Raw genomic sequence first — 18,718 nt, forward strand, 5'->3', positions numbered from 1 at the left:
GCGGGCCTGAGGGCCGGCGCCCGGCCGGCCCTCGGGGCATGAGTCGGGCATGATCCCGCCATGCCCCGAGCGAGCCTTTTTCACCTGAGCCTCTGCTGCGCCGCGCTCGCCCTGAGCCCGGCGGCGCGGGCTGCCGCGCCGCTGGTGATGCTGGTGGATCACAGCGAGGAGATGCCCAGCGCCCGCATCGAACGGGGACAGGTGCAGGAGGGCATCAGCCATGACCTCGCCCAATTGCTGGGCGAGCGCCTGGGCCGCGAGCCGCGCTTCCTGGTGTTGCCGCGCCGTCGCGTGGCACAGGCCCTGGCCTCGGGAGAGGCCGACCTGCTGTGCGACTACCTGCCGGCCTGGCTGCCGGGCCCCTTCGCCTGGAGCCGGCCTTTCCTGCCCGGCGCCTACTGGGTGGTCACGCGTCGCGAACGCGAGGCGCCGGCTTCGCTGGCGGCGCTGGCCGGCCAGCGCGTGGGGACGGTGCGGGGCTATGCCTACCCGGAGCTGCAGGCCCGGATGGGCGCCGCGAACTGGCGCGAGGATGCACCCAATGCCGATGCCAGCCTGCGCATGCTGGCCCTGGGGCGCGTGGACCATGCCGCCGTGTCCCAGCGCTTCCTGCAGTACCAGCAGCGCATCGGCAGCTTCACCGTGCCGCTGCATGCACCGCTGCCCGTGAGCAGCTACCAGACCCAGTGCGCGCTGTCACCGCGCAGCAGCGTCCGGCTGGCGGCCCTCAACCAGGCCCTGGGCGAGATCGTCAGCGACGGCAGCCTGGAGCGCATGCTCCAGCGCTACCGCTGAACGCCCGCCTCACTTGATTGAAACGGCTGGCTCACTTGAAACGGCTCACTTGAAACGGTACTGCAGGCTGGCATACACGAACCGGCCGCGCGGGTCGGTGTAGCTGGGGTCGTAGCCGGAGAGGAAGAACCAGGCCTGCTGCGAGAAGGGCGGCGCGGTGTTGAGCAGGTTCTTGATGCCGGCGCGCAGCGTCAGGTTCGGGGTGGCGTTCCATGCACCGGTCAGATCCCACAGCGAGTAGGCCTTCACCGTGCGGTCGGGCTTGCTCAGGATCGAGTGGTCGGTGTAGCTGGAGAGGTAGCTGTTGGACAGCGTGGCGCTCCAGTCGCCCAGCTCCCAGTCGGCGCTGACCGTGTGCCGCCAGCGCTGCACCACGCCGTCGTTGATGAAGTGGCCGAGGTTGCTGACGTAGGGGTCGCCGTTGCCGGTCTGCTGCTTGGAGTTCAGCGTTAGCGTGCCGTTGAGGCGCAGGCCGAAGGTGCCCACGGCGCTCTTGAGCCCGCTCAGCGAGGCGCTGAAGTCCAGGCCGGGAATCTTCTGGCCGCCGCGGTTCTCCTTGACCAGGTCGATGTGGTCGATGACGTTGTCCTCGTCACGATGGACCAGGCTGCCGTACTTGGCGAGGTCGGCAAGGATCACGTCCACGCCCAGGGTGCTGATCAGGTCGCGCTTCTTGATGTTCCAGTAGTCGACGCTCAGGTTCACGCCCTGGCGGGGCTCGAAGACGGCGCCGAAGCTGAATTGGCTGGACTTCTCGGGCTTCAGCTTCGGGTTGCTGAAGTTGCGCGTGACCCAGAGGTCTGCGCAGTCCGTGGCGGTGGCGTCGGGGTCGGCGGCCAGGCACACCGGATCCACCACCGTGGCGGAGCTGCCTTCGGTCACGGGGCGGTACAGGTCGGTCAGGCTGGGGGCACGGAAGCCCGAGCCCACCGAGGCACGCAGCAGCAGGGACTTGTCCGCCGTGTACTTCAGGCCCAGCTTGGGGCTCACGGCGCTGCCGGTGCGCTGGTAGTGCTCGTAGCGCACGGCGGCCTGCAGCTCCAACGCCTTCGTGACCGGCGCGCTCAGTTCGGCGTAGAGGCCCGCCACGCGGCGCGACTGGCCGAAGTCGGCATCCGGGCCCTGTGAGGTCTCACCCAGGATCAGGTCCTGCGCCAGGGCCTCCGACTGATGGTAGTTCTGCCGTTCGCGGCGCAGCTCGCCGCCGACGGCCAGGGCCAGGTCGCCGCCTTCCAGCTTGGCGAGGGCGCTGGAGGCCTTGAAGTCGAGGCTGCTCATCGTGCCGGTGGCGTTGCGGACTTCACCGCGAATCTGGGCCTTCTCGTAGAGCGCCAGGCCTTCGGCACCGGACGGCCCGAAGGGATTCAGCGTGCCGGCAGCAAATCCGTCCAGGATCATCTGCTCGTTCAGGTAGCCCTGGTAGTCGCGGTCGGATACCTTGTTGCGGCTGTGGTTGAGCGCGAACTCGTAGTCCCAGCCCTTCAGCGTGCCGTTCATGCCGGCCACGAGGCGCTGGCCGGTGGAGACCAGCTCGCTGGTGCGCAGGCCGGCCTCGATCAGGCGGGTGCGCACGGTGATGATGCGGTCTTCGTCGGCAGCGTCCAGCGTGGTCAGGCTGGTCTTGGACAGGGCGGCGACCTTGGAGACGTCCATGTCGGCGTTGACGCGATTGGGCGTGCCCGAGTACAGCGTGCGTGAGCGGCTCAGGGAGGCCTCGGCGAAGAACTGGTGGCCCTGGCCCAGGTCTGCCACCCCGCGCGTGAAGAGGTTGGTCTTGCTGGACTTCGGATAGAGCTCGATGTCCCGCATGTAGTCGTAGGTGCAGCCATCCACGCCGCCGATGCCGGCCGGCAGATACAGCGAGGCCGGCGCATTGCAGCCCGTGGCCGCCGCCGGGTTGATGGTCCGCGTGCTGATGACGGTCTTGCCGTTGGTGGAGAAGCCGTCGTCGATGAGGATGTCGCGCTGGCTGCGGCTCAGGACCAGTTTCCCGGGAAGCTCGCGCTGGAGAGCAGGTCCGGCAGGTTCTTGGGGATCTCGAGTTCATCGATGAACTTGCGCTGGCTGGCGTTGAGCGGAGAGGTCTTCTGCAGGTCCAGCACCGCGAAGACGTTGAAGCCGTCGCGCGTCAGGTCTCCGAAGCCGCCCGCGATGGAGGCCGTGCGCTTGCCGCCGCCGCCCTCGCTGCTGTTGCCGGCGCTGGCGTTGAGCTCGATGCCCTGGTAGTCCTTGCGGGTGATGAAGTTGATCACGCCGCCGATGGCGTCGCTGCCGTAGAGCGCCGAGGCGCCGTCCAGCAGGATCTCCACGCGCTGGATGGCGGCGGCCGGGATGTTGTTGAGGTCCACACCGGCGGCGTCACCCGGCGAGGCGAAGTTGGCCATGCGCCGGCCGTTGAGCAGCACCAGGGTCGAGGACACGCCGATGCCGCGCAGGTTGGCGCCGTTCATGCCCATCTGGTCACGGAAGCCGCCGTAGGCCACGCTGCCGCCATCGGTCAGGTTGTTGGTGCTGGCGCTCAGGCGCGCCACGATCTCGGCGGCGGTGGTGAGACCCTGCTTGACGATGTCCTGGCGGGTCAGCACCTGCACGGGCAGGGCGGTCTCGGACTCCTGGCGCTTGATGGCCGAGCCGGTGACCTCCACCTTCTGCAGCTGGGCGTCGACGGGCGGCTGCTGGGCCCAGGCCGGCGCGCTGGCCAGGCACAGCAGCACGGCCTGCGCGGTGGCGCGGGACGCAAATCGGGGCGTGCGGATCATGCTCATGGAACTCCCTGGTGACGAAGGGCGCCTTCGCGGGGCGCGAGGGTCAGGTCTTGCCTGTACGGCTGCTGACGGGCTGAGGCATGATGGCACCCCGATGACAGGCCCGTGAATCCTGTCCGGCGACATTTGTGCATCGCGCACAACGCCTGTCCCCCGTCTGAGGTAAAGGCTGTGCGACTTGCGAACGGATCGCCCGCGGCCGGCCCGCATACTGACACCCTGCTGTTCCGACGTCTCGACACGCCTCTGCCATGACCGTCCTGAAGAAGACCTTTCTGCCTGCCCTGCCGGCGCTCCTGGCCTTGATGATGCTGGCCTGTGCGCCGTCTGCGCAGGCCGCCGGCAACGACAAGAAATCCAGCGCCACGCCCACCAGCAGCACGCCGCCACCCGCCAGCGGCATCTGGACCATCATCCCGGGCCTGGGCCGCGCGAACCCGCCCAAGCCGCCCGCGCCGGCGCCCGCGGCCAGTGCCGCCCCGGCCGGGCCGGACCTGCCGATCAAGGGCTATGCCATTCCCATCGGCGGTGCGCTGAAGTCGGACAACGAGGAGGTCTGGGGCCGCATCGTGCAGCTGGCCGGCGGCAAGGGCGCGCGCTTCGTCGTCTTCGGCACGGCCTCGGAAGACCCCGAGGCCAGCGCCAAGCAGGCCGTGGAGCTGCTGCAGCGCCGCGGCGCCGTGGCCGAGGCCCTGCCGGTGGCGCCCAAGTTCAGCTGGGTGGACCTGAACAAGGTGGTGCGGGACCCCGCGCTGATCGCCAAGGTCAAGGCCTCCAAGGGCGTGTTCTTCACCGGCGGCTCTCAGGAGCGCATCGTCGACGTGCTGATGCCCGGCGGCAACGTGACGCCCATGCTGGAGGCCATCTGGGAGGTCTACCGCAAGGGCGGCGTCGTGGCCGGCACCTCGGCGGGCGCGGCCATCATGAGCTCGGTGATGTTCCGCGACGCGCCCAGCGTCATCAACATCATGAAAGGCAAGTGGACCGAGGGCAAGCAGGTCGACCGCGGCCTGGGCTTCGTGGGCCCCGAGCTCTTCGTGGACCAGCACTTCCTCAAGCGTGGCCGCTTCGGCCGCATGATCCCGCTGATGATGGCCAAGGGCTACAAGCTGGGCCTGGGCGTGGAGGAGAACAGCGCGGCCGTGATCCGCGGTGACGAGATCGAGATCATCGGTGGCCGCGGTGCCATGATCGTGGACCTCAGCGAGGTCAAGACCGATCCCACCCTGGGCGCCTTCAACGTCACCAATGCCCGCCTCACCTACCTGGACCACGGCGACCGCTTCAACACCCGCACCCGCATCACCACGCCCACCGCCGTCAAGCTGCGCGGCCAGAAGCTGGACCCCTACGCCCCCGACTACAAGCCCTACTACACCGAAGACCTCTTCCACCTCGACATGCTGGGCGACCAGACCATCGCCAATGCCATGGCCTACCTGATCGACAGCAACAAGTCCGAAGTGCGCGGCCTGGCCTTCGACGTGATCCCCAAGGCCGGCGATCCGCTGGCCGAGCTGGGCTTCCTCTTCCGCCTCTACAAGGGCAAGGGCAGCCTGGGCTGGAGCACCGACGAGCTGGGTCCCGAGGACTACACGGTGCTGGGCCTGTACCTGGACATCACGCCGGTGCACATGCCCCATCCGCTGTACGGCACCTGGAATGGTGCCAACCGCAACAACGTCCAGCCCGAGCAACCGCCCACCAGCCAGTGAGGCGCGGCGCCTGCGGGGCCGCTCGGGCCGTCCGGGCTTGAAGGCGCTCAAACCGTCGCTCGTCGCCTGAGCCTGGCGTGCCAGGGGGCTGGCGGCGCACACTCGGCAGCTTTGCTGCTGACCGAGACTGACCATGCGCAAGACCTGCCCCTCCTTCCTCAGCGCCTCGCTTGCCGCCGCCCTCGGGCTGGCCGGCCTGTTCAGCCTGGCCGGTCCGGCCCGGGCCGACGAAGGCATGTGGACCTTCGACAACGCCCCGCTGACGCTGATCCAGCAGCGCTATGGGATCACCCTGAGCCCCGCCTGGCTGGAGCATGTGCGCAAGTCCGCCGTGCGCTTCGGGGCCTCGGCCTCCTTCGTCTCCAAGGACGGTCTGCTGCTGACCAACCACCACGTGGCGCGGGGCTGCATCGCCCGCCTGTCCACGGCCGAGCGTGACCTGATCGCCAACGGCTTCGTGGCCGCCAGCCGCGAGCAGGAGCTGCAGTGCCCGGGCGCGGACGCCCGCGTGCTGATGTCCTGGGAGGACGTCACCGCCGTCGTCACCGGCGCCGCCAAGCCGGGCATGAGCGATGCCGAGGCCGCCGCCGCCCGCAAGGCCGCCATCGCCACCCTGGAGGGGGACTGCAAGGCCAGCACCGGCATGAAGTGCGATGTGGTCACGCTCTACAGCGGCGCGATCTACCACCTCTACCGCTACAAGGAATGGCAGGACGTGCGCCTGGTCGTGGCGCCCGAAGGCCATGCGTCCGACTTCGGCGGCGACCCGGACAACTTCAACTTCCCCCGCTTCGCCCTGGACTTCAGCCTGCTGCGCGTCTACGAGAACGGCAAGCCGGTGCAGCCCGAGCACTACCTCAAGCTGGCGAGCCAGGCGCCCAAGGAGGGCGATCCCGTCTTCGTGATCGGCCACCCGGGCAACACCGACCGCCTCAACACCGTGGCCCAGCTGCAGGCCAAGCGCGACGTGCTGCTGCCCCTGGCCCTGGACGGCGCCAAGGCCCAGCTGAAGATGCTGGCGGCCTACGGGGCCCAGTCGCCCGAGAGTGCCCGGCGCGCCCACGCCCTGGTGGCCGGCATCGAGAACACGCTGAAGGCCAATACCGGCCAGCTCAAGTCGCTGCAGGACGCCGCCAACTTCGAGCGCAAGCGCCAGGAGGAAGCGCAGTTCCGCGCCGGCTACGCCAAGCTGGGTCGCAAGGACGATCCCTGGGCGCAGGTCGAGTCCGCCACGCGCCGCCAGGTCGCGCTGGCCCGCGAGGCCGCCTATGCCAATGCGGGCTTCAACAGCCTGCTGGGCACGGCCTTGACCCTGGTCGAGATCACCAAGGAGCGCGCCCTGCCCGAGGGCGAGCGCATGCGCGGCTACTCGGCCAATGGCCTGGCCGCCGCCGAGCGCCGCGTGCGCGCCGACGTACCCACCTACAAGGACCTGGAGCAGGCCCGCTACACGCTGCAGCTGGAGCGTGCCCTGCAGGCCCTGGGCAAGGACCATGCTTTCGTGAAGGCGACCCTGGGCTCGCAGGCGCCGGCCGCGGCGGCTCAGGCTCTGATCCAGGGCAGCCGCCTGGACGAGCGCGCCGAGCGCGTGCGCCTGCTGGAAGGCGGCGCTGCGGCCATCGAAGCCTCGACCGACCCGGCCATCGTGCTGGCCCGCAGCCTGTACCCGCTGCAGCGCGAGCTCTCCCGCCGCATGGAGCGCGAGGTGGACGAGCCCCTCAAGCGCGCCGCCGAGCAGCTGGGCCGCGCCCGCTTCGAGCTGATGGGCAAGAGCGTGCCGCCGGACGCCACCGGCACCCTGCGCCTCAGCTACGGCCGCCTGGCCGGCTATGAGAGCGACGGCTACCGCCTGCCCTACAAGACGGTCTTCGGCGGTCTCTTCGCCCGCGCCGACGCCTTCGACAACGTGCCGCCCTTCAAGGTGGCGCCCAAGGTGGCCGCCGCCCGCGACAAGCTCGACATGAGCGTGCCCATGAACTTCGTCTCCACCAACGACATCATCGGCGGCAACTCCGGCTCGCCCATCGTCAACAAGGACGGCGAGCTGGTGGGCCTGATCTTCGACGGCAACCTCGACAGCCTGGGCGGCCGCTTCCTCTACGACGAGCGCCAGAACCGCGCCACCTCGGTGGACGTGCGCGCCATCCTGCAGGCCCTGGAGAAGGTCTACGGCGCGCCGCAGGTGGCGAAGGAGCTGCGGGGGCAGTAAGGCGCCGCCCGGCGTCCACCATGAAAAAGGCCCGCCAGATGGCGGGCCTTGTCATGCGGGGCCGCTGAAGCGGTGCTCAGCGCAGTTTGTCGGCTGCTGCGGCGATGGCCGCCTTGAGCTTCACCAGCATGTTCTCGGTGGCGCGCCGCGCCGCCAGGGAGAAGTCGCCCTTGAACTCGCTGAACTCCGCACGGCCTTCGCCCTGTGCCGAGATCTGGGTGACCGGCTTGCCCGTGCTGTCCTCGACGGCCAGCGTGAGCTGGACGGTGAAGACCGTGGGCGGCCAGGTGACCAGGCTGTCGGAGTACGAGGTCGTGGTGATCGTGGGCTTGATGATGAACTGCTGCTCGGCTGCCTTGGGGCTGCCCAGCGTCTCGATGCGGCTGACATCCGAGAAGGACTGGCCCAGCACCACGTACAGGCCGGTCTCCAGGTCGCGGTAGGGCAGGTAGCTCACCTTGTCGCCGCCACCGCCGGGGGTGGTGACTTCACGGGCGCGGTCTTCCGGGCTGATGTAGTAGCCGACCTTCTTCGGGATCTTCTCGACCTTGACCTGTTCCAGGGCGGCCGACACATTGGGCGTGAGGCTGATGGGATGGGCGCAGCCGGTGGCCATCACCACCAGGAACAGCGAGACGAGATACAGAGCAAGACGTTTCATGGATAGATGCAGGGTCTGGAGTGGCAGATCAGCGCAGGGCCTTGACGAATTCCGGGTCGGCCAGCAGGTCCTTCAGCAGTTGCTGGACCAGCAGCGGGTACTGGTTGCGGGCCTTGGGGATGGCAATGGCACCGGCAAAGGACGATTCCCATTGAGCCTGTGCGCGCTTCACGGCGCTGTAGCGCTCCTGGCCGTCACGCTTGAGCACGAAGCGGGCTTCGATCTCGCCGGAGTTGGTCGAGAAGCCGCCCGCGGCGATGTCGTTCTTCAGCAGGGCGCCGGTAATCTCGAAGGGCGACTTGGGGTCCAGCTTGCCGGCCAGGGACAGCTCGGCACGCAGCGCTTCTGCCAGGTAGGCTGCGTAGTTGCCGCCGACGGGCGACACCATGCTGTCGGCGCGCAGGCTGATGGAGGTGGCGCCGCTGCCGGTCATGGCCAGCTGGAATTCGCCCACGGACGTGGCGGCCAGCTTCTTCAGGCTCTCCGCATTCTCGACCGATGCGGTGTACACAGGGGCCGGCGTGGTGCAGGCCGTCAGCAGGGCCAGGCCCGCAGCTGCGGCCAGGGCGCCGACGCGCCGTTGGATGGTGATCATGAGATCCTCCTCTACAGTTTTTTGGGCTGCGAAGGATAACCGCCTTTGTCACCGGCGCCTGCCAGGGCTTGCGCGCCCTTGCGCCGCCTCCAGGCCGTCAGGCCTCAGCCCGGGCGGGCCACGGCGACAGAGCCGATCCACGCGTCGATCCGCCGCTCCAGCATGTCCAGCGGCACCGCCCCGCCTGCCAGCACGGCGTCGTGGAAGGCCCGCAGGTCGAAGCGATCGCCCAGGGTCTGCTCGGCGCGGCTGCGCAGGGCCAGCATGTGGAGCTGGCCGATCTTGTAGGACAGGGCCTGGGCGGGCCAGCCGATGTAGCGGTCGATCTCGTTGACGATGTCGACCTCGGTCTTGGCCGCATGGGCGCGGAAGTAGGCGATCGCCTCCTCGCGCGTCCAGCGCATCGCATGGATGCCGGTGTCCACCACCAGGCGCACGGCCCGCCACATGTCGTAGGTCAGCTGGCCAAAGTGCGAGAAGGGGTCGCGGTAGAGGCCCAGCTCGTAGCCCAGGCGCTCGGCATAGAGCGCCCAGCCCTCCAGGTAGCCGTTGTAGGCCGCGAATCGCCGGAACTTCGGGAGCGTGCCCTGCTCCTGGGCCAGCGCGATCTGCAGGTGGTGGCCGGGCACCGCCTCGTGCGTGGTCAGCACCTCCACCTCGTACAGCGGGCGCATCTCCGGGCGGTAGAGGTTGACGTAGTAGTAGCCGGCGCGGCGTCCGTCCTCCGAGGGCCCGGAGTAATAGGCCGCCGTGGTGTTGGGCGCGCTGGTGTCCGGGATGGGCCGCACGCCATAGGGGGTGCGCGGCAGCGTGCCGAAGAGCTTGGGCAGCTCGGGGTCGATGCGCTTGCAGGCCAGCACGTAGGCGGCGAAGAGGGAGTCGGCGTCCGGCGCGTAGAAGCGCGGGTCCGTGCGCAGCCACTCGAAGAAGTCCTGCAGGCTGCCCCCGAAGTCCAGCGACGCCATCACCGCCTGCATCTCGCCCTGGATGCGTGCCACCTCGGCCAGGCCGATCTGGTGGATGTCCTCGGCGCTCAGCGCGGTGCTGGTGTGGTGGGCGATGCGGTTGGCGTAGTAGGCCTCGCCCTGGGGGGTGTCCCAGATGCCGTGGCTCTCGCGGCAGGCGCTCAGGTAGAGATCGACGAAGAAGGCACGGAAGCGCCGGTAAGCCGGCACGATCTGCTCGCGGATCAGGGCCAGGGCCTCCTCGCGCAGGGCCGGGGTGTCGGGCCAGGCGTCCGGCAGTGCGCGAAAGGCGCTGAAGAAGGGGCTGGCGGCGGGCTCGTCCACCAGCTGGGCGTCCAGCGGGGTCAGCACGCGTTCCATCAGGAAGCGGGGCTGCGTGTGGCCGCGGCTCACGGCCTCGGTCAGCAGCGCCTGAAACTGCGCCAGGTAGGCCGGCAGGCCCCGCAGGCGCTGCAGCCACACCCGCAGGTCGGCGGGGCTGTCCAGGGGCATCAGCTCGGCCAGCTCGTTGAGGCTTTGCGGACCCTCGCGCGCCGTGATGGCATAGGCCTCGTGGAAGAAGTCCTGCAGCTGGATGCGGCCCTGCAGCTCTCGCTCGAAGAGCGCATGGGTCAGTGCCTCCTGCTCGGGCAGGCCCTCGCGCGGGATGGCCTGCAGGGCGGCCAGGGCGTCGCGGTCGGCCGCCTGGCGGGCGGCGCGGGCGGCGGGGCTGAGGTCGGGCCAGGCGGCGTTGTGGGCCGTCTCGCCCACATAGGTGGCCAGCAGCGGGTCGGCGGCCATGTCGCGGGCCCAGGTGGCGTCGAGCAGGGCTTGCAAGGCGTGGGCGGGGCTGGAGGTGGTGTCAGAGGTCATGGGGAGGTCCGGATGCAGGCCGCATCTTGCCAGCCGCCCAGGCCCCCTGCCGTTCGTTCATCGCGGCTGGATGCAGTTCAAGCGTGCCGGCTGCGTCTTCATCGCGCGGAGGTTTCGGGGTGGCCCCCTATTGACGAAACTTCAGTCACCGGATCAATCAACGCAAGGAGTTCCACCATGACCACCCGCTCTACCAGCTACATCGCTTTCGCCATCGGCATCGCCGCCACCGCCGCCCTGTTCACCGGGGTTCGCGTGCAGGTCGACCGTGCCGCCGAGTTCCGCAGCCAGATCGTCAAGCTCGAGCCCGTGGTCATCCAGGGCAAGCGCGCCGAGCAGGTCGCCCAGATCCAGCAACTGCCCCAGGTCGTGATCAACGGCCGCCGCGCTGACTCCAGCGTGTCATGAACGGCTCAGCCCTGCGCTGATTGCCATCCCTCGACAGCCCGGCTTCGGCCGGGCTTTTGCTTTTCTGGCCGGGACTTGCCGCGAGGTGTCAGGTCTTGTCAGGTCTGACCCGGTCTGCCGGACTCCGCCGGCCTGCTCTGCCTCCGTCCGGACGCCATTCATCCCCCCATCCCGCCATTCGCCGCAGCCCCTGCGACGGCGCCGGCCCAGCCCGGCATTCTTCAGTCCATGGATGCACGGCATCCGTCTACCGACCGAAGAAAGGAGCCCTTCATGTCCAGCAACACCGTCGTCCGCATCGTCCTGTGCGCCGTCATGGCTTACCAGGGCTACCTGTTCGGGGCCGACTGCGGCCGGGCGATCAAGGCCTGGGTGCAGGATCAGGAAACGTCCAGCACCCTGAGGATCTCGCGCCCGTAAGCCTCGAGCTTCTTGGCGCCCACGCCGCTGATCTGGCCGAGCTCGGTCAGGGTCTGCGGCAGCTGGCGGGCCATCTCGGCCAGGGTCACGTTCTGGAAGATCACGTAGGCGGGCAGGCCATGCTCGCGAGCCACCTCGGCGCGCCAGGCCTTGAGCTGCTCGAAGCGGGCCAGGGCGGCGGCGTCCAGGTCCACCGGGGCGCCCTTGCCGACCTGGCCGGCCCTCGCGCCGCTGCGGCTGACCTTGCCCCGCTTCGGGGCCTGGGTGGCCACCCGCAGGCGGATGCTCACCTCGCCGCGCAGCACGCTGCGCGCGCTCTCAGCCAGGGCCAGGGTGCTGTACTCGCCCTCGGCGAACACATGGCCCAGGGCGACGAGCTGGCGCAGCACGCCGCGCCACTGGGCCTCGCTCAGGTCAGCGCCGATGCCCCAGGTGCTCAGGTGCTGGTGGCCGTACTGGGCGACCTTGTCGCTCATCTTGCCGCGCAGGACGTCGATCAGGTGGCCGGCGCCGAAGCGCTGGCCGCCGTTCTGGTGGAAGCGGTAGATGCAGGACAGCAGCTTGCGCGCCGCCTCGGTGCCGTCCCAGGTGGCGGGCGGGTTGAGGCAGTTGTCGCAGTGGCCGCAGTGCTGCAGGGGGCGGCCGTCGGCGCCGCGGTAGGTCTCGTCGAAATAGGCCAGCAGGCGCACGCGGCGGCAGTCGGTGGCCTCGGCCAGAGCCAGCAGGGCGTCGAGTTTGCCGCGCTGGATCTTCTTGAATTCCTCGCCGGCCGGGCTTTCGTCGATCATGCGGCGCTGGTTCACCACATCGGCCAGGCCATAGGCCATCCAGGCCTCGGCGGGCAGACCGTCGCGGCCGGCGCGGCCGGTCTCCTGGTAGTAGGCCTCGATGTTCTTGGGCAGGTCCAGGTGGGCCACGAAGCGGACGTCGGGCTTGTCGATGCCCATGCCGAAGGCGATGGTGGCCACCATCACCAGGCCTTCCTCGCGCAGGAAGCGGTCCTGGTGGCGCATGCGCAGCTCGGCGTCCAGCCCGGCGTGGTAGGGCAGGGCGCGGATGCCCTCGCTCTCCAGCCAGGTGGCGGTCTCCTCGACCTTCTTGCGGCTCTGGCAGTAGACGATGCCGGCTTCGTCCTCGTGCTCGTCCTGGATGAAACGCAGCAGCTGCTCGCGCGGCTTCTCCTTCTCGACGATGGCGTAGCGGATGTTGGGCCGGTCGAAGCTGGAGACGAAGATCCGCGCGTCCTGCAGGGCCAGGCGCTCGATGATGTCGGCCCGGGTGACGTCGTCCGCGGTGGCGGTCAGCGCGATGCGCGGCACCTCGGGGAAGCGCTCGTGCAGGGTCGACAGCGCCAGGTACTCGCTGCGGAAGTCGTGGCCCCACTGGCTCACGCAATGCGCCTCGTCGATGGCGAAGAGGCTCAGCAGGCCCTTCTCGTGCAGATGGGTGAGCTGGGCCAGGAAGCGCGGCGTGGTGATGCGCTCGGGCGCGGCGTAGAGCAGGGTCAGGCGGCCGCTCATCAGCTCGCGCTCGACCTGCTGGGCCTCTTCGCTGCTGAGGCTGGAGTTGAGGAAGGCGGCGTGCACGCCGGCTTCTTCGAGGGCGCCGACCTGGTCGTGCATCAGCGCGATCAGCGGGCTCACCACGATGGCCACGCCCTGCCCCCGCCGGTGCCGGGCGATGGCCGGGACCTGGTAGCACAGGCTCTTGCCGCCGCCCGTGGGCATGAGCACCAGGGCGTCACCGCCCGCGCAGACATGCTCGACGATGGCGGCCTGCTCGCCACGGAAGGCGCTGTAGCCGAAGACCTCCTGCAGGAGGGTCAAGGGAAGGGAGGACGGGTCGGGAGCAGGCATGGCAAGCGCGCAATGGTACGCGCTTCGTCCTGGGGGCATTTCCGCAAGCCGGAGGAGCCGCCGAGATGCGCAGGAAATATGGGCCTTCCATGGCCTTGTCCTGGGCCTGGACGGACTGCCGGTCTGCGTAAGATGGGCCGGATGCCAGCCTGGAGCCTGCCATGAGCGAGACTGTCCCTGATGCTTCCAACGACCGCGCCGCCGAGCTGCGCCGCAAGCTGATCCGCAACCACCAGGAGGTGCCGCGCGAGCTGTTCCAGCGCTCACCGCTCTATGAAAGCCGCGTGGCCGGCGTGTCCGACGGCACCCTGGCGCGCAAGCTGGGCTGCGGCATCGACACCGTCCCGCCCGGCAAGCAGAGCTGCCCCTATCACTTCCACCACACGCAGGAGGAGATGTTCATCATCCTCGCCGGCGAGGGCACCCTGCGCGTGGCGGGCGAGCAGCTGCCGGTGAAGGCGGGCGACGTGATCTTCATCCCCTGCGGGCCGGACTACCCCCATCACCTGATCAACACCTCGCAGGCGGACCTGAGCTACCTCTCCATCAGCACGCAGGAGCGGCCGGAGGTCTGCGAGTACCCGGACTCCGACAAGATCGGCGTCTTCTCCAACAAGGGCCCCGCCTTCCTCCAGCGCCGCGACGCGGGCCTGGACTACTGGGACGGCGAGCCCTGATCCTCGCCCTCCAGGACAGCCCCGCGTTCAGCGCGGCGGCTTCTCCCCCAGCGCATTGACGCGCGCCAGGCCGCTGGTGCGGCGCTTCACCTCGGGCGCGCCCCAGTACTCGACCGTGCCGATGCCGGACACGCTCACGCGGAGCTCGTCCGTCACCCACAGATTGGCCTGACCGATGCCGCTGATGGCCACGGTGGCCTGGTCCGCGCGCAGCTGCTCGGCCAGCAGCTTGCCCTTGCCGGTGATCTGCAGGTTCAGGTCCTGCACCTGCCCCTTGAGCAGGCCCTCGCCCGAGCCGGAGATGCCGAAGCTCAGCTGCTCGGCCACCAGGTCATCGAAGCGCACCTGGCCGGCCCCGGAGATGTGGATGGCCAGGCGCTGCACGCGCACCGCATCGGCGGCGCGCAGGTCCGCGGCACCCGAGATGACCAGCTGGCGCAGCTGGCGCATGCTCACGTCCACCTGCAGGCGCTGGCTGTTCCAGAACTTCCAGCTGCCCGAGGGGCGGATCAGCAGCTTGTCGTGCTGGAGCTCGACGCTGATGTCCTTCTGCAGCTCGGCATCGCCCGCGATGAAGACCTGGTCCCGCGGCCCCTGAACCAGGCGCAGCTGGGCGGATCCGGCGATTTCCAGGCGGTCGAAGGGACCGGGGGCATAGACCCGGCCTTCGGGCTCCTGGGCCCGGGCCGCGAAGGGCAGCAAGGCCAGGGCCGAGGTCAGGGCCACGGCCAGGCCGCGGGCCAGCCGCGAGGGCAGGGAGGGGGAGGGAGTGGAGGCGTTCATATCGACTGCTCACGCAAACGCTTGGAGACCTCGCGGCTGGCCGTGAAGCGCGTGCCATCGCGCATCTGGACCACCAGCTGGGAGTTCTCGTCCGGACTCATGGACTCGACGAAGTCGAGGTTGACGATGCAGCTGCGCTGCAGCTTCAGGAAGCGCAGCGGGTCCAGGCGCTGCTCGAAGGCGGTGATGGGCAGGCGCACCAGGAACTGGCGCCCGCGGCTGGCCACGGCGGTGTACTTGGTGTCGGAGCGCAGGTACTCGATGGCCTCGACCTGCAGCGGGAAGATCTTGCCCTGGTCACGCACCAGGATGCGGGTCAGCGGCTCCAGTTCGGCGCCAGGCAGGGCCGCGGTCTCCAGCGCGCCCTGCCACTGCTGCAGGTGGCCTACGGTCTGCAGCGCGTGCTGCACGGCCTCGTCGAAGCGCTCCTGCGAGAAGGGCTTGAGCAGGTAGTCCACCGCATGCAGCTCGAAGGCGGCCAGGGCGTGCTCGTCGTAGGCGGTGGTGAAGATCACCGCGGGGCTCTGGCTCATGCCCGCCTCGCCCAGGGCGCGCAGGACCTGCAGGCCGGTCATGCCGGGCATCTGGATGTCCATGAAGACGAGGCCCGGCTGCAGGCGCTGGATGGCCTCCAGCGCCGCAGGTCCGTCGCTGCACTGGGCCACCAGCTCCAGCTGGGGCAGGGCCTGGACCCACTCTGCCAGGGCCTCGGCGGCCAGGGGCTCGTCCTCGGCGATCAGGGTGCGTATGCGGGGGGAGTTCATGCTTCTTGCGGAATCCAGAGGTCGACGCGAAAGCCCGCGCCGGGCTGGGTGTGGACGCGCAGGCGCGCGCGGCCGTCGTAGTCCAGGGCAAAGCGCCGCCGCAGGGCGCCCAGGCCGATGCCGCTGCGGCCGGGCCGCTCGGCCTCCAGCTGGGCGGGGTCGCAGCCTTCCCCATCGTCCTGCACACACAGGTTGAGGCCGCCGTTGAGGGCATCGCGCTGGGCGCTGATCTGGATGGTGCCGCCCTGCACCCGCGGCGCGATGCCGTGCACGATGCAGTTCTCCACCAGGGGCTGCAGGGTCAGGGGCGGCACTTCGTCCTGCAGCACGGCGTCGTCCAGGGTCCATGTCACCCGCAGCCGGGCGCCCAGGCGCAGGGCCTCCAGGGCGAGGTAGTCGCGCACGAAGTCCAGCTCCTGCTGCAGGCCGACCCGGTCGGTGGCACTGCGCTTGCTGTCCAGCACGTAGCGCAGCATGCCCGAGAAGCGCAGCAGGGCCTGCTCGGCCGCGCGGGCGTCCTTGCGGGTCAGGGCAATGAGGGAGTTGAGGGTGTTGAAGAGGAAGTGCGGGTTCAGCTTGCCGCTGATGACGGACAGCTCGGCGCGCGCCAGCGCGGACTCCGCCTGTGCCGCCGCAATGGCCAGCGAGCGGGCCCGCTGCGCGCTGAAGACCGCGCCGAAGCCGGTGGCCAGGGCCGCGTAGGCGATCAGGCCCCAGATGGCGCGCCAGAGGATGTACTGGGCCAGCATGGCGTCGGCATGCTCGGTGCCGAAGAGGGCCTGCGTGAGCTGGTAGTCCAGCACCAGCCAGACCCCGCTGAAGAGCAGGGCCGCGCCGGCATGCAGCAGGGCCAGCTGCCAGAAGGGGCGGCTGCGCCGGCTGATCCAGCCCATCCAGGGGTGGACCGCCGTGCCCAGCAGCATGGGTGCCCACAGCGTCATCGTCGACTGCAGCAGGGCTTCCCAGATCTTCCAGGGGCCGCTCTGGAACTCGGTGCCGGCCAGCACGAACAGGCCCCAGGTGAGCGTGCACACCCCGGCATAGCCCAGCCACAGCCGGCGCGAGGAGGGCCGGGCGGTCGTGGGGCTGAGACGGGGAGCAGACATGGCGCCATCCTAGCCAAGCCGCGCCGGCCGCCGGCCCCGGCTGGGACCAAGTGCCGGAAGCCGGGCATGGCGTGCGATTCCCGGAGCGTTGGGCCGGCCGCTCGGGCCTGGCCGTCCTGCCCGCCTGCTGCGGCTCGGGCCCCGCCAGGGCGCGATACTGGACCCGGCCGCCGCCCCGCGAGCGGCCCCCGGCCGGCGTGCACGCCGCTCGTTCCCGTCTTCGGGGGACGGTTCGGGGAAGCCCTGGCCGGGGGCCCGGCCGGGCCGCACGGCATAATCGGGGGTTTGAATTCCTGTCCGCGAGCGCTTCATGGCATCCGTCAACAAAGTCATCCTCATTGGCAACCTGGGCCGTGATCCCGAGGTTCGCTACACCCCCAGCGGCGCCGCGGTCTGCAACATCAGCCTGGCGACCACCCGCAACTGGAAGAGCCGCGAAGGCGGCGAGCGCCAGGAAGAAACCGAATGGCACCGCGTGGTCTTCTATGACCGCCTGGCCGAAATCGCTGGCGAGTACCTGAAGAAGGGCCGCCCCGTCTATGTGGAAGGCCGCCTGAAGACCCGCAAGTGGCAGGACAAGGAAGGCCGCGACCAGTACACCACCGAAATCATCGCAGAGCAGATGCAGCTGCTGGGCGGCCGTGACAGCGGCGGCGGCGGTGACGACTTCGGCGGTGGCGGCGGTGGCTATAGCCGTGAGCGCAGCGCGCCCCAGGGCGGCGGTGATGACTTCGGCGGCGGCGAGGCCCGCGCCCCGCGCGCCGCAGCCCCCCGCGCCCCGGCCCCGCGCCCGGCCCCCGCGCCGCGTCCGGCCACCGGCTTTGATGACATGGATGACGACATCCCCTTCTGACCGGGCCGCTTCCCGCCCCTGATCCGACAGCCCCGAGCGCCCAGGCCCTCGGGGCTTTTTACTGGCGGCCGCGCGAAGGGGGCGAGCCGAAGAACGCAGGCGGGCTGCCTGCCGGGGTGCTCAGGCGGCGGCCGGGCTCAGCCCCGCTCCTGCCTCGCCCGTTTCCTCAGCATGAACAGATAAAGGCTCTCGACCTTGGCGCGCGCCCAGGGCGTGCGGCGCAGGAACTTCAGGCTGGACTTGACGCTGGGCTCGAAGGCGAAGCAGCGCAGCGGGATGCGCTCATCCAGGCCGGCCCAGCCGTACTCCTCCTGCAGCGCAATGACGATGGCTTCCAGCGTCAGGCCGTGCAGGGGGTTGCGGGGCTGTTGCCGGGGCTCGGGCGGGGAGGTGCTCATGGCGCGATTGTCGCTGCGCTGGGCGGGCCCGGCTCCACGGCCAGGCGCAGCGGGTGAGCCACCCGCAAGGTCGGCGTGCCGGCCCGTTCACGGCCGGAGGCTACTTCGCTTTTTTCTACGCGAGTGCCTGATTTTGTCTGCTTTTACAGAAAAGTCGGTGCCTGCACAGTCAAGGCTCCTGTCCCCGGAGATCCTGCGAATGTCCCGATCCCATCCCGCCCCTGGCCCCCGCACGGCGCTGTCCGCCTTGAAAGGCTCGCTGGCTGCCTGGCTGGCCCCCATGCGGGCCTCGTTGACAGCCGTCTGGCCGGCGAGGCCGGCGCCGCAGCTGGTGCCCGTGCGCATCCGGCAGCGGCCCCGGGACCGGGAGCGGCCGTACCGGTGAAGGCGGGCCGGTGTCCTGACCCCTGACCCCTGACTGTGGAGGTTTCCATGCGCAACTATCCTTGCAACAGCCCTGAAGCCGCCGCGCGCCTCGTGGCGCTGGTGCTCATCGCCGATGGCCATGTCTCCCGCGTCGAGCTCGATGCGCTCGAGGCGATGCAGGTCGAGCAGACCCTGGGTCTCGCGCCCGGGGGTTTTGCCGAAGTGGTGCGACACACCTGCGAGGACCTGATGCTGGGCGCTTCCGGCCAGGCTTCGCTGGTGTGCCAGGTGGACGAGCAGACGCTGGACCTGCTGCTCGACGAGGTCACCGACCCCGCGCTGCAGCAATGCACCCTGCTGCTGGCTGCCGCGGTCGCCGTGGCCGATCGCCACATGGCGGACGCAGAAAGTGTGGTGCTGGAGGCGGCCCACCGCCGCTGGCACCAAACGCATGTGCAGTCCCTGTGCACCGGGCCGCTCATGCAGGGCCTGCCGCCGGCCCCGGTGACCCTGCCCGCGCCGTGATCGGC

General features: G+C 69.7%; 18 protein-coding genes. 8 read left to right on the forward strand and 10 right to left on the reverse strand.

The window, feature by feature from the left end:
* The first annotated feature begins 60 nt into the window (after positions 1-60).
* Positions 61-795, forward strand: coding sequence for a substrate-binding periplasmic protein (locus ABDJ40_RS16850; protein WP_347611533.1), 735 nt, complete (start codon positions 61-63; stop codon positions 793-795).
* 45 nt (positions 796-840) lie between these two features.
* On the opposite strand, the gene ABDJ40_RS16855 is transcribed toward ABDJ40_RS16850, so the two are convergent.
* Positions 841-2,628 carry a TonB-dependent receptor domain-containing protein gene (locus ABDJ40_RS16855; protein ID WP_347611534.1) on the reverse strand — a complete coding sequence of 596 codons (1,788 nt, stop codon included), beginning with the start codon at positions 2,626-2,628 and terminating at the stop codon, positions 841-843.
* Positions 2,629-2,771: 143 nt separating this feature from the next.
* Positions 2,772-3,560 (reverse strand): TonB-dependent receptor plug domain-containing protein, encoded by a 789-nt coding sequence (locus ABDJ40_RS16860; protein WP_347611535.1) that lies wholly within the window; start codon positions 3,558-3,560, stop codon positions 2,772-2,774.
* Between the two features lie 251 nt (positions 3,561-3,811).
* On the opposite strand from ABDJ40_RS16860, the gene ABDJ40_RS16865 reads away from it, so the two are divergent.
* On the forward strand, positions 3,812-5,275 hold the full coding sequence (locus ABDJ40_RS16865; protein ID WP_269630855.1) for a cyanophycinase: 1,464 nt from the start codon (positions 3,812-3,814) through the stop codon (positions 5,273-5,275).
* Positions 5,276-5,408: 133 nt separating this feature from the next.
* Complete coding sequence (locus ABDJ40_RS16870) at positions 5,409-7,484, forward strand: S46 family peptidase (RefSeq protein ID WP_347611536.1); 2,076 nt, start codon at positions 5,409-5,411, stop codon at positions 7,482-7,484.
* A 76-nt stretch (positions 7,485-7,560) separates the two neighbouring features.
* On the opposite strand, the gene ABDJ40_RS16875 is transcribed toward ABDJ40_RS16870, so the two are convergent.
* From ABDJ40_RS16875 to ABDJ40_RS16885, 3 genes are all read right to left on the reverse strand, one after another.
* Positions 7,561-8,145: a hypothetical protein gene (locus ABDJ40_RS16875; protein WP_347611537.1), complete on the reverse strand. Its 585-nt coding sequence runs from the start codon at positions 8,143-8,145 to the stop codon at positions 7,561-7,563.
* A 28-nt stretch (positions 8,146-8,173) separates the two neighbouring features.
* Positions 8,174-8,740 carry a hypothetical protein gene (locus ABDJ40_RS16880; RefSeq protein ID WP_347611538.1) on the reverse strand — a complete coding sequence of 189 codons (567 nt, stop codon included), beginning with the start codon at positions 8,738-8,740 and terminating at the stop codon, positions 8,174-8,176.
* 104 nt (positions 8,741-8,844) lie between these two features.
* Positions 8,845-10,557, reverse strand: a complete 1,713-nt coding sequence (locus tag ABDJ40_RS16885) for a DUF885 domain-containing protein (protein ID WP_347611539.1) — start codon at positions 10,555-10,557, stop codon at positions 8,845-8,847.
* 177 nt (positions 10,558-10,734) lie between these two features.
* Here ABDJ40_RS16885 and ABDJ40_RS16890 point away from each other — a divergent pair, with 177 nt between their 5' ends.
* Positions 10,735-10,965, forward strand: coding sequence for a hypothetical protein (locus ABDJ40_RS16890; protein ID WP_269630860.1), 231 nt, complete (start codon positions 10,735-10,737; stop codon positions 10,963-10,965).
* A gap of 273 nt (positions 10,966-11,238) precedes the next feature.
* Complete coding sequence (locus tag ABDJ40_RS16895; protein ID WP_269630861.1) at positions 11,239-11,385, forward strand: hypothetical protein; 147 nt, start codon at positions 11,239-11,241, stop codon at positions 11,383-11,385.
* On the opposite strand, the gene recQ is transcribed toward ABDJ40_RS16895, so the two are convergent.
* Positions 11,346-13,241, reverse strand: coding sequence for a DNA helicase RecQ (gene recQ, locus ABDJ40_RS16900; protein WP_347611540.1), 1,896 nt, complete (start codon positions 13,239-13,241; stop codon positions 11,346-11,348). The two genes, ABDJ40_RS16895 and recQ, sit on opposite strands and share 40 nt — an antisense overlap.
* 161 nt (positions 13,242-13,402) lie before the next feature.
* Here recQ and ABDJ40_RS16905 point away from each other — a divergent pair, with 161 nt between their 5' ends.
* Positions 13,403-13,918: a cupin domain-containing protein gene (locus tag ABDJ40_RS16905; protein ID WP_347611541.1), complete on the forward strand. Its 516-nt coding sequence runs from the start codon at positions 13,403-13,405 to the stop codon at positions 13,916-13,918.
* Between the two features lie 27 nt (positions 13,919-13,945).
* Here the strand turns inward: ABDJ40_RS16905 and ABDJ40_RS16910 are convergent, their stop codons facing one another.
* Genes ABDJ40_RS16910 through ABDJ40_RS16920 form a run of 3 tightly spaced genes read right to left on the reverse strand, consistent with a single transcriptional unit; the run spans position 13,946 to position 16,571 of the window.
* Entirely contained in the window at positions 13,946-14,701 is a 756-nt protein-coding gene (locus ABDJ40_RS16910; RefSeq protein WP_347611542.1) for a head GIN domain-containing protein, read from the reverse strand.
* Positions 14,698-15,465 (reverse strand): LytR/AlgR family response regulator transcription factor, encoded by a 768-nt coding sequence (locus ABDJ40_RS16915; RefSeq protein WP_183105551.1) that lies wholly within the window; start codon positions 15,463-15,465, stop codon positions 14,698-14,700. The genes ABDJ40_RS16910 and ABDJ40_RS16915 overlap by 4 nt, the downstream gene beginning before the upstream one ends.
* The gene (locus ABDJ40_RS16920; protein WP_347611543.1) at positions 15,462-16,571 is read right to left on the reverse strand and encodes a sensor histidine kinase; all 1,110 of its coding nucleotides are present in this window, start codon (positions 16,569-16,571) and stop codon (positions 15,462-15,464) included. The genes ABDJ40_RS16915 and ABDJ40_RS16920 overlap by 4 nt, the downstream gene beginning before the upstream one ends.
* Positions 16,572-16,881: 310 nt before the next feature.
* On the opposite strand from ABDJ40_RS16920, the gene ssb reads away from it, so the two are divergent.
* Entirely contained in the window at positions 16,882-17,424 is a 543-nt protein-coding gene (ssb, locus tag ABDJ40_RS16925; protein ID WP_347611544.1) for a single-stranded DNA-binding protein, read from the forward strand.
* Positions 17,425-17,561: 137 nt separating this feature from the next.
* On the opposite strand, the gene ABDJ40_RS16930 is transcribed toward ssb, so the two are convergent.
* Positions 17,562-17,822 carry a VF530 family protein gene (locus ABDJ40_RS16930; RefSeq protein ID WP_347611545.1) on the reverse strand — a complete coding sequence of 87 codons (261 nt, stop codon included), beginning with the start codon at positions 17,820-17,822 and terminating at the stop codon, positions 17,562-17,564.
* Positions 17,823-18,254: 432 nt separating this feature from the next.
* Between ABDJ40_RS16930 and ABDJ40_RS16935 the strand changes: the two genes are divergently transcribed.
* Positions 18,255-18,713, forward strand: a complete 459-nt coding sequence (locus tag ABDJ40_RS16935; RefSeq protein WP_347611546.1) for a TerB family tellurite resistance protein — start codon at positions 18,255-18,257, stop codon at positions 18,711-18,713.
* The last annotated feature ends 5 nt before the right edge of the window (positions 18,714-18,718 follow it).

The organism is Roseateles flavus (assembly GCF_039872765.1).
GTDB lineage: Bacteria > Pseudomonadota > Gammaproteobacteria > Burkholderiales > Burkholderiaceae_C > Roseateles_B > Roseateles_B flavus.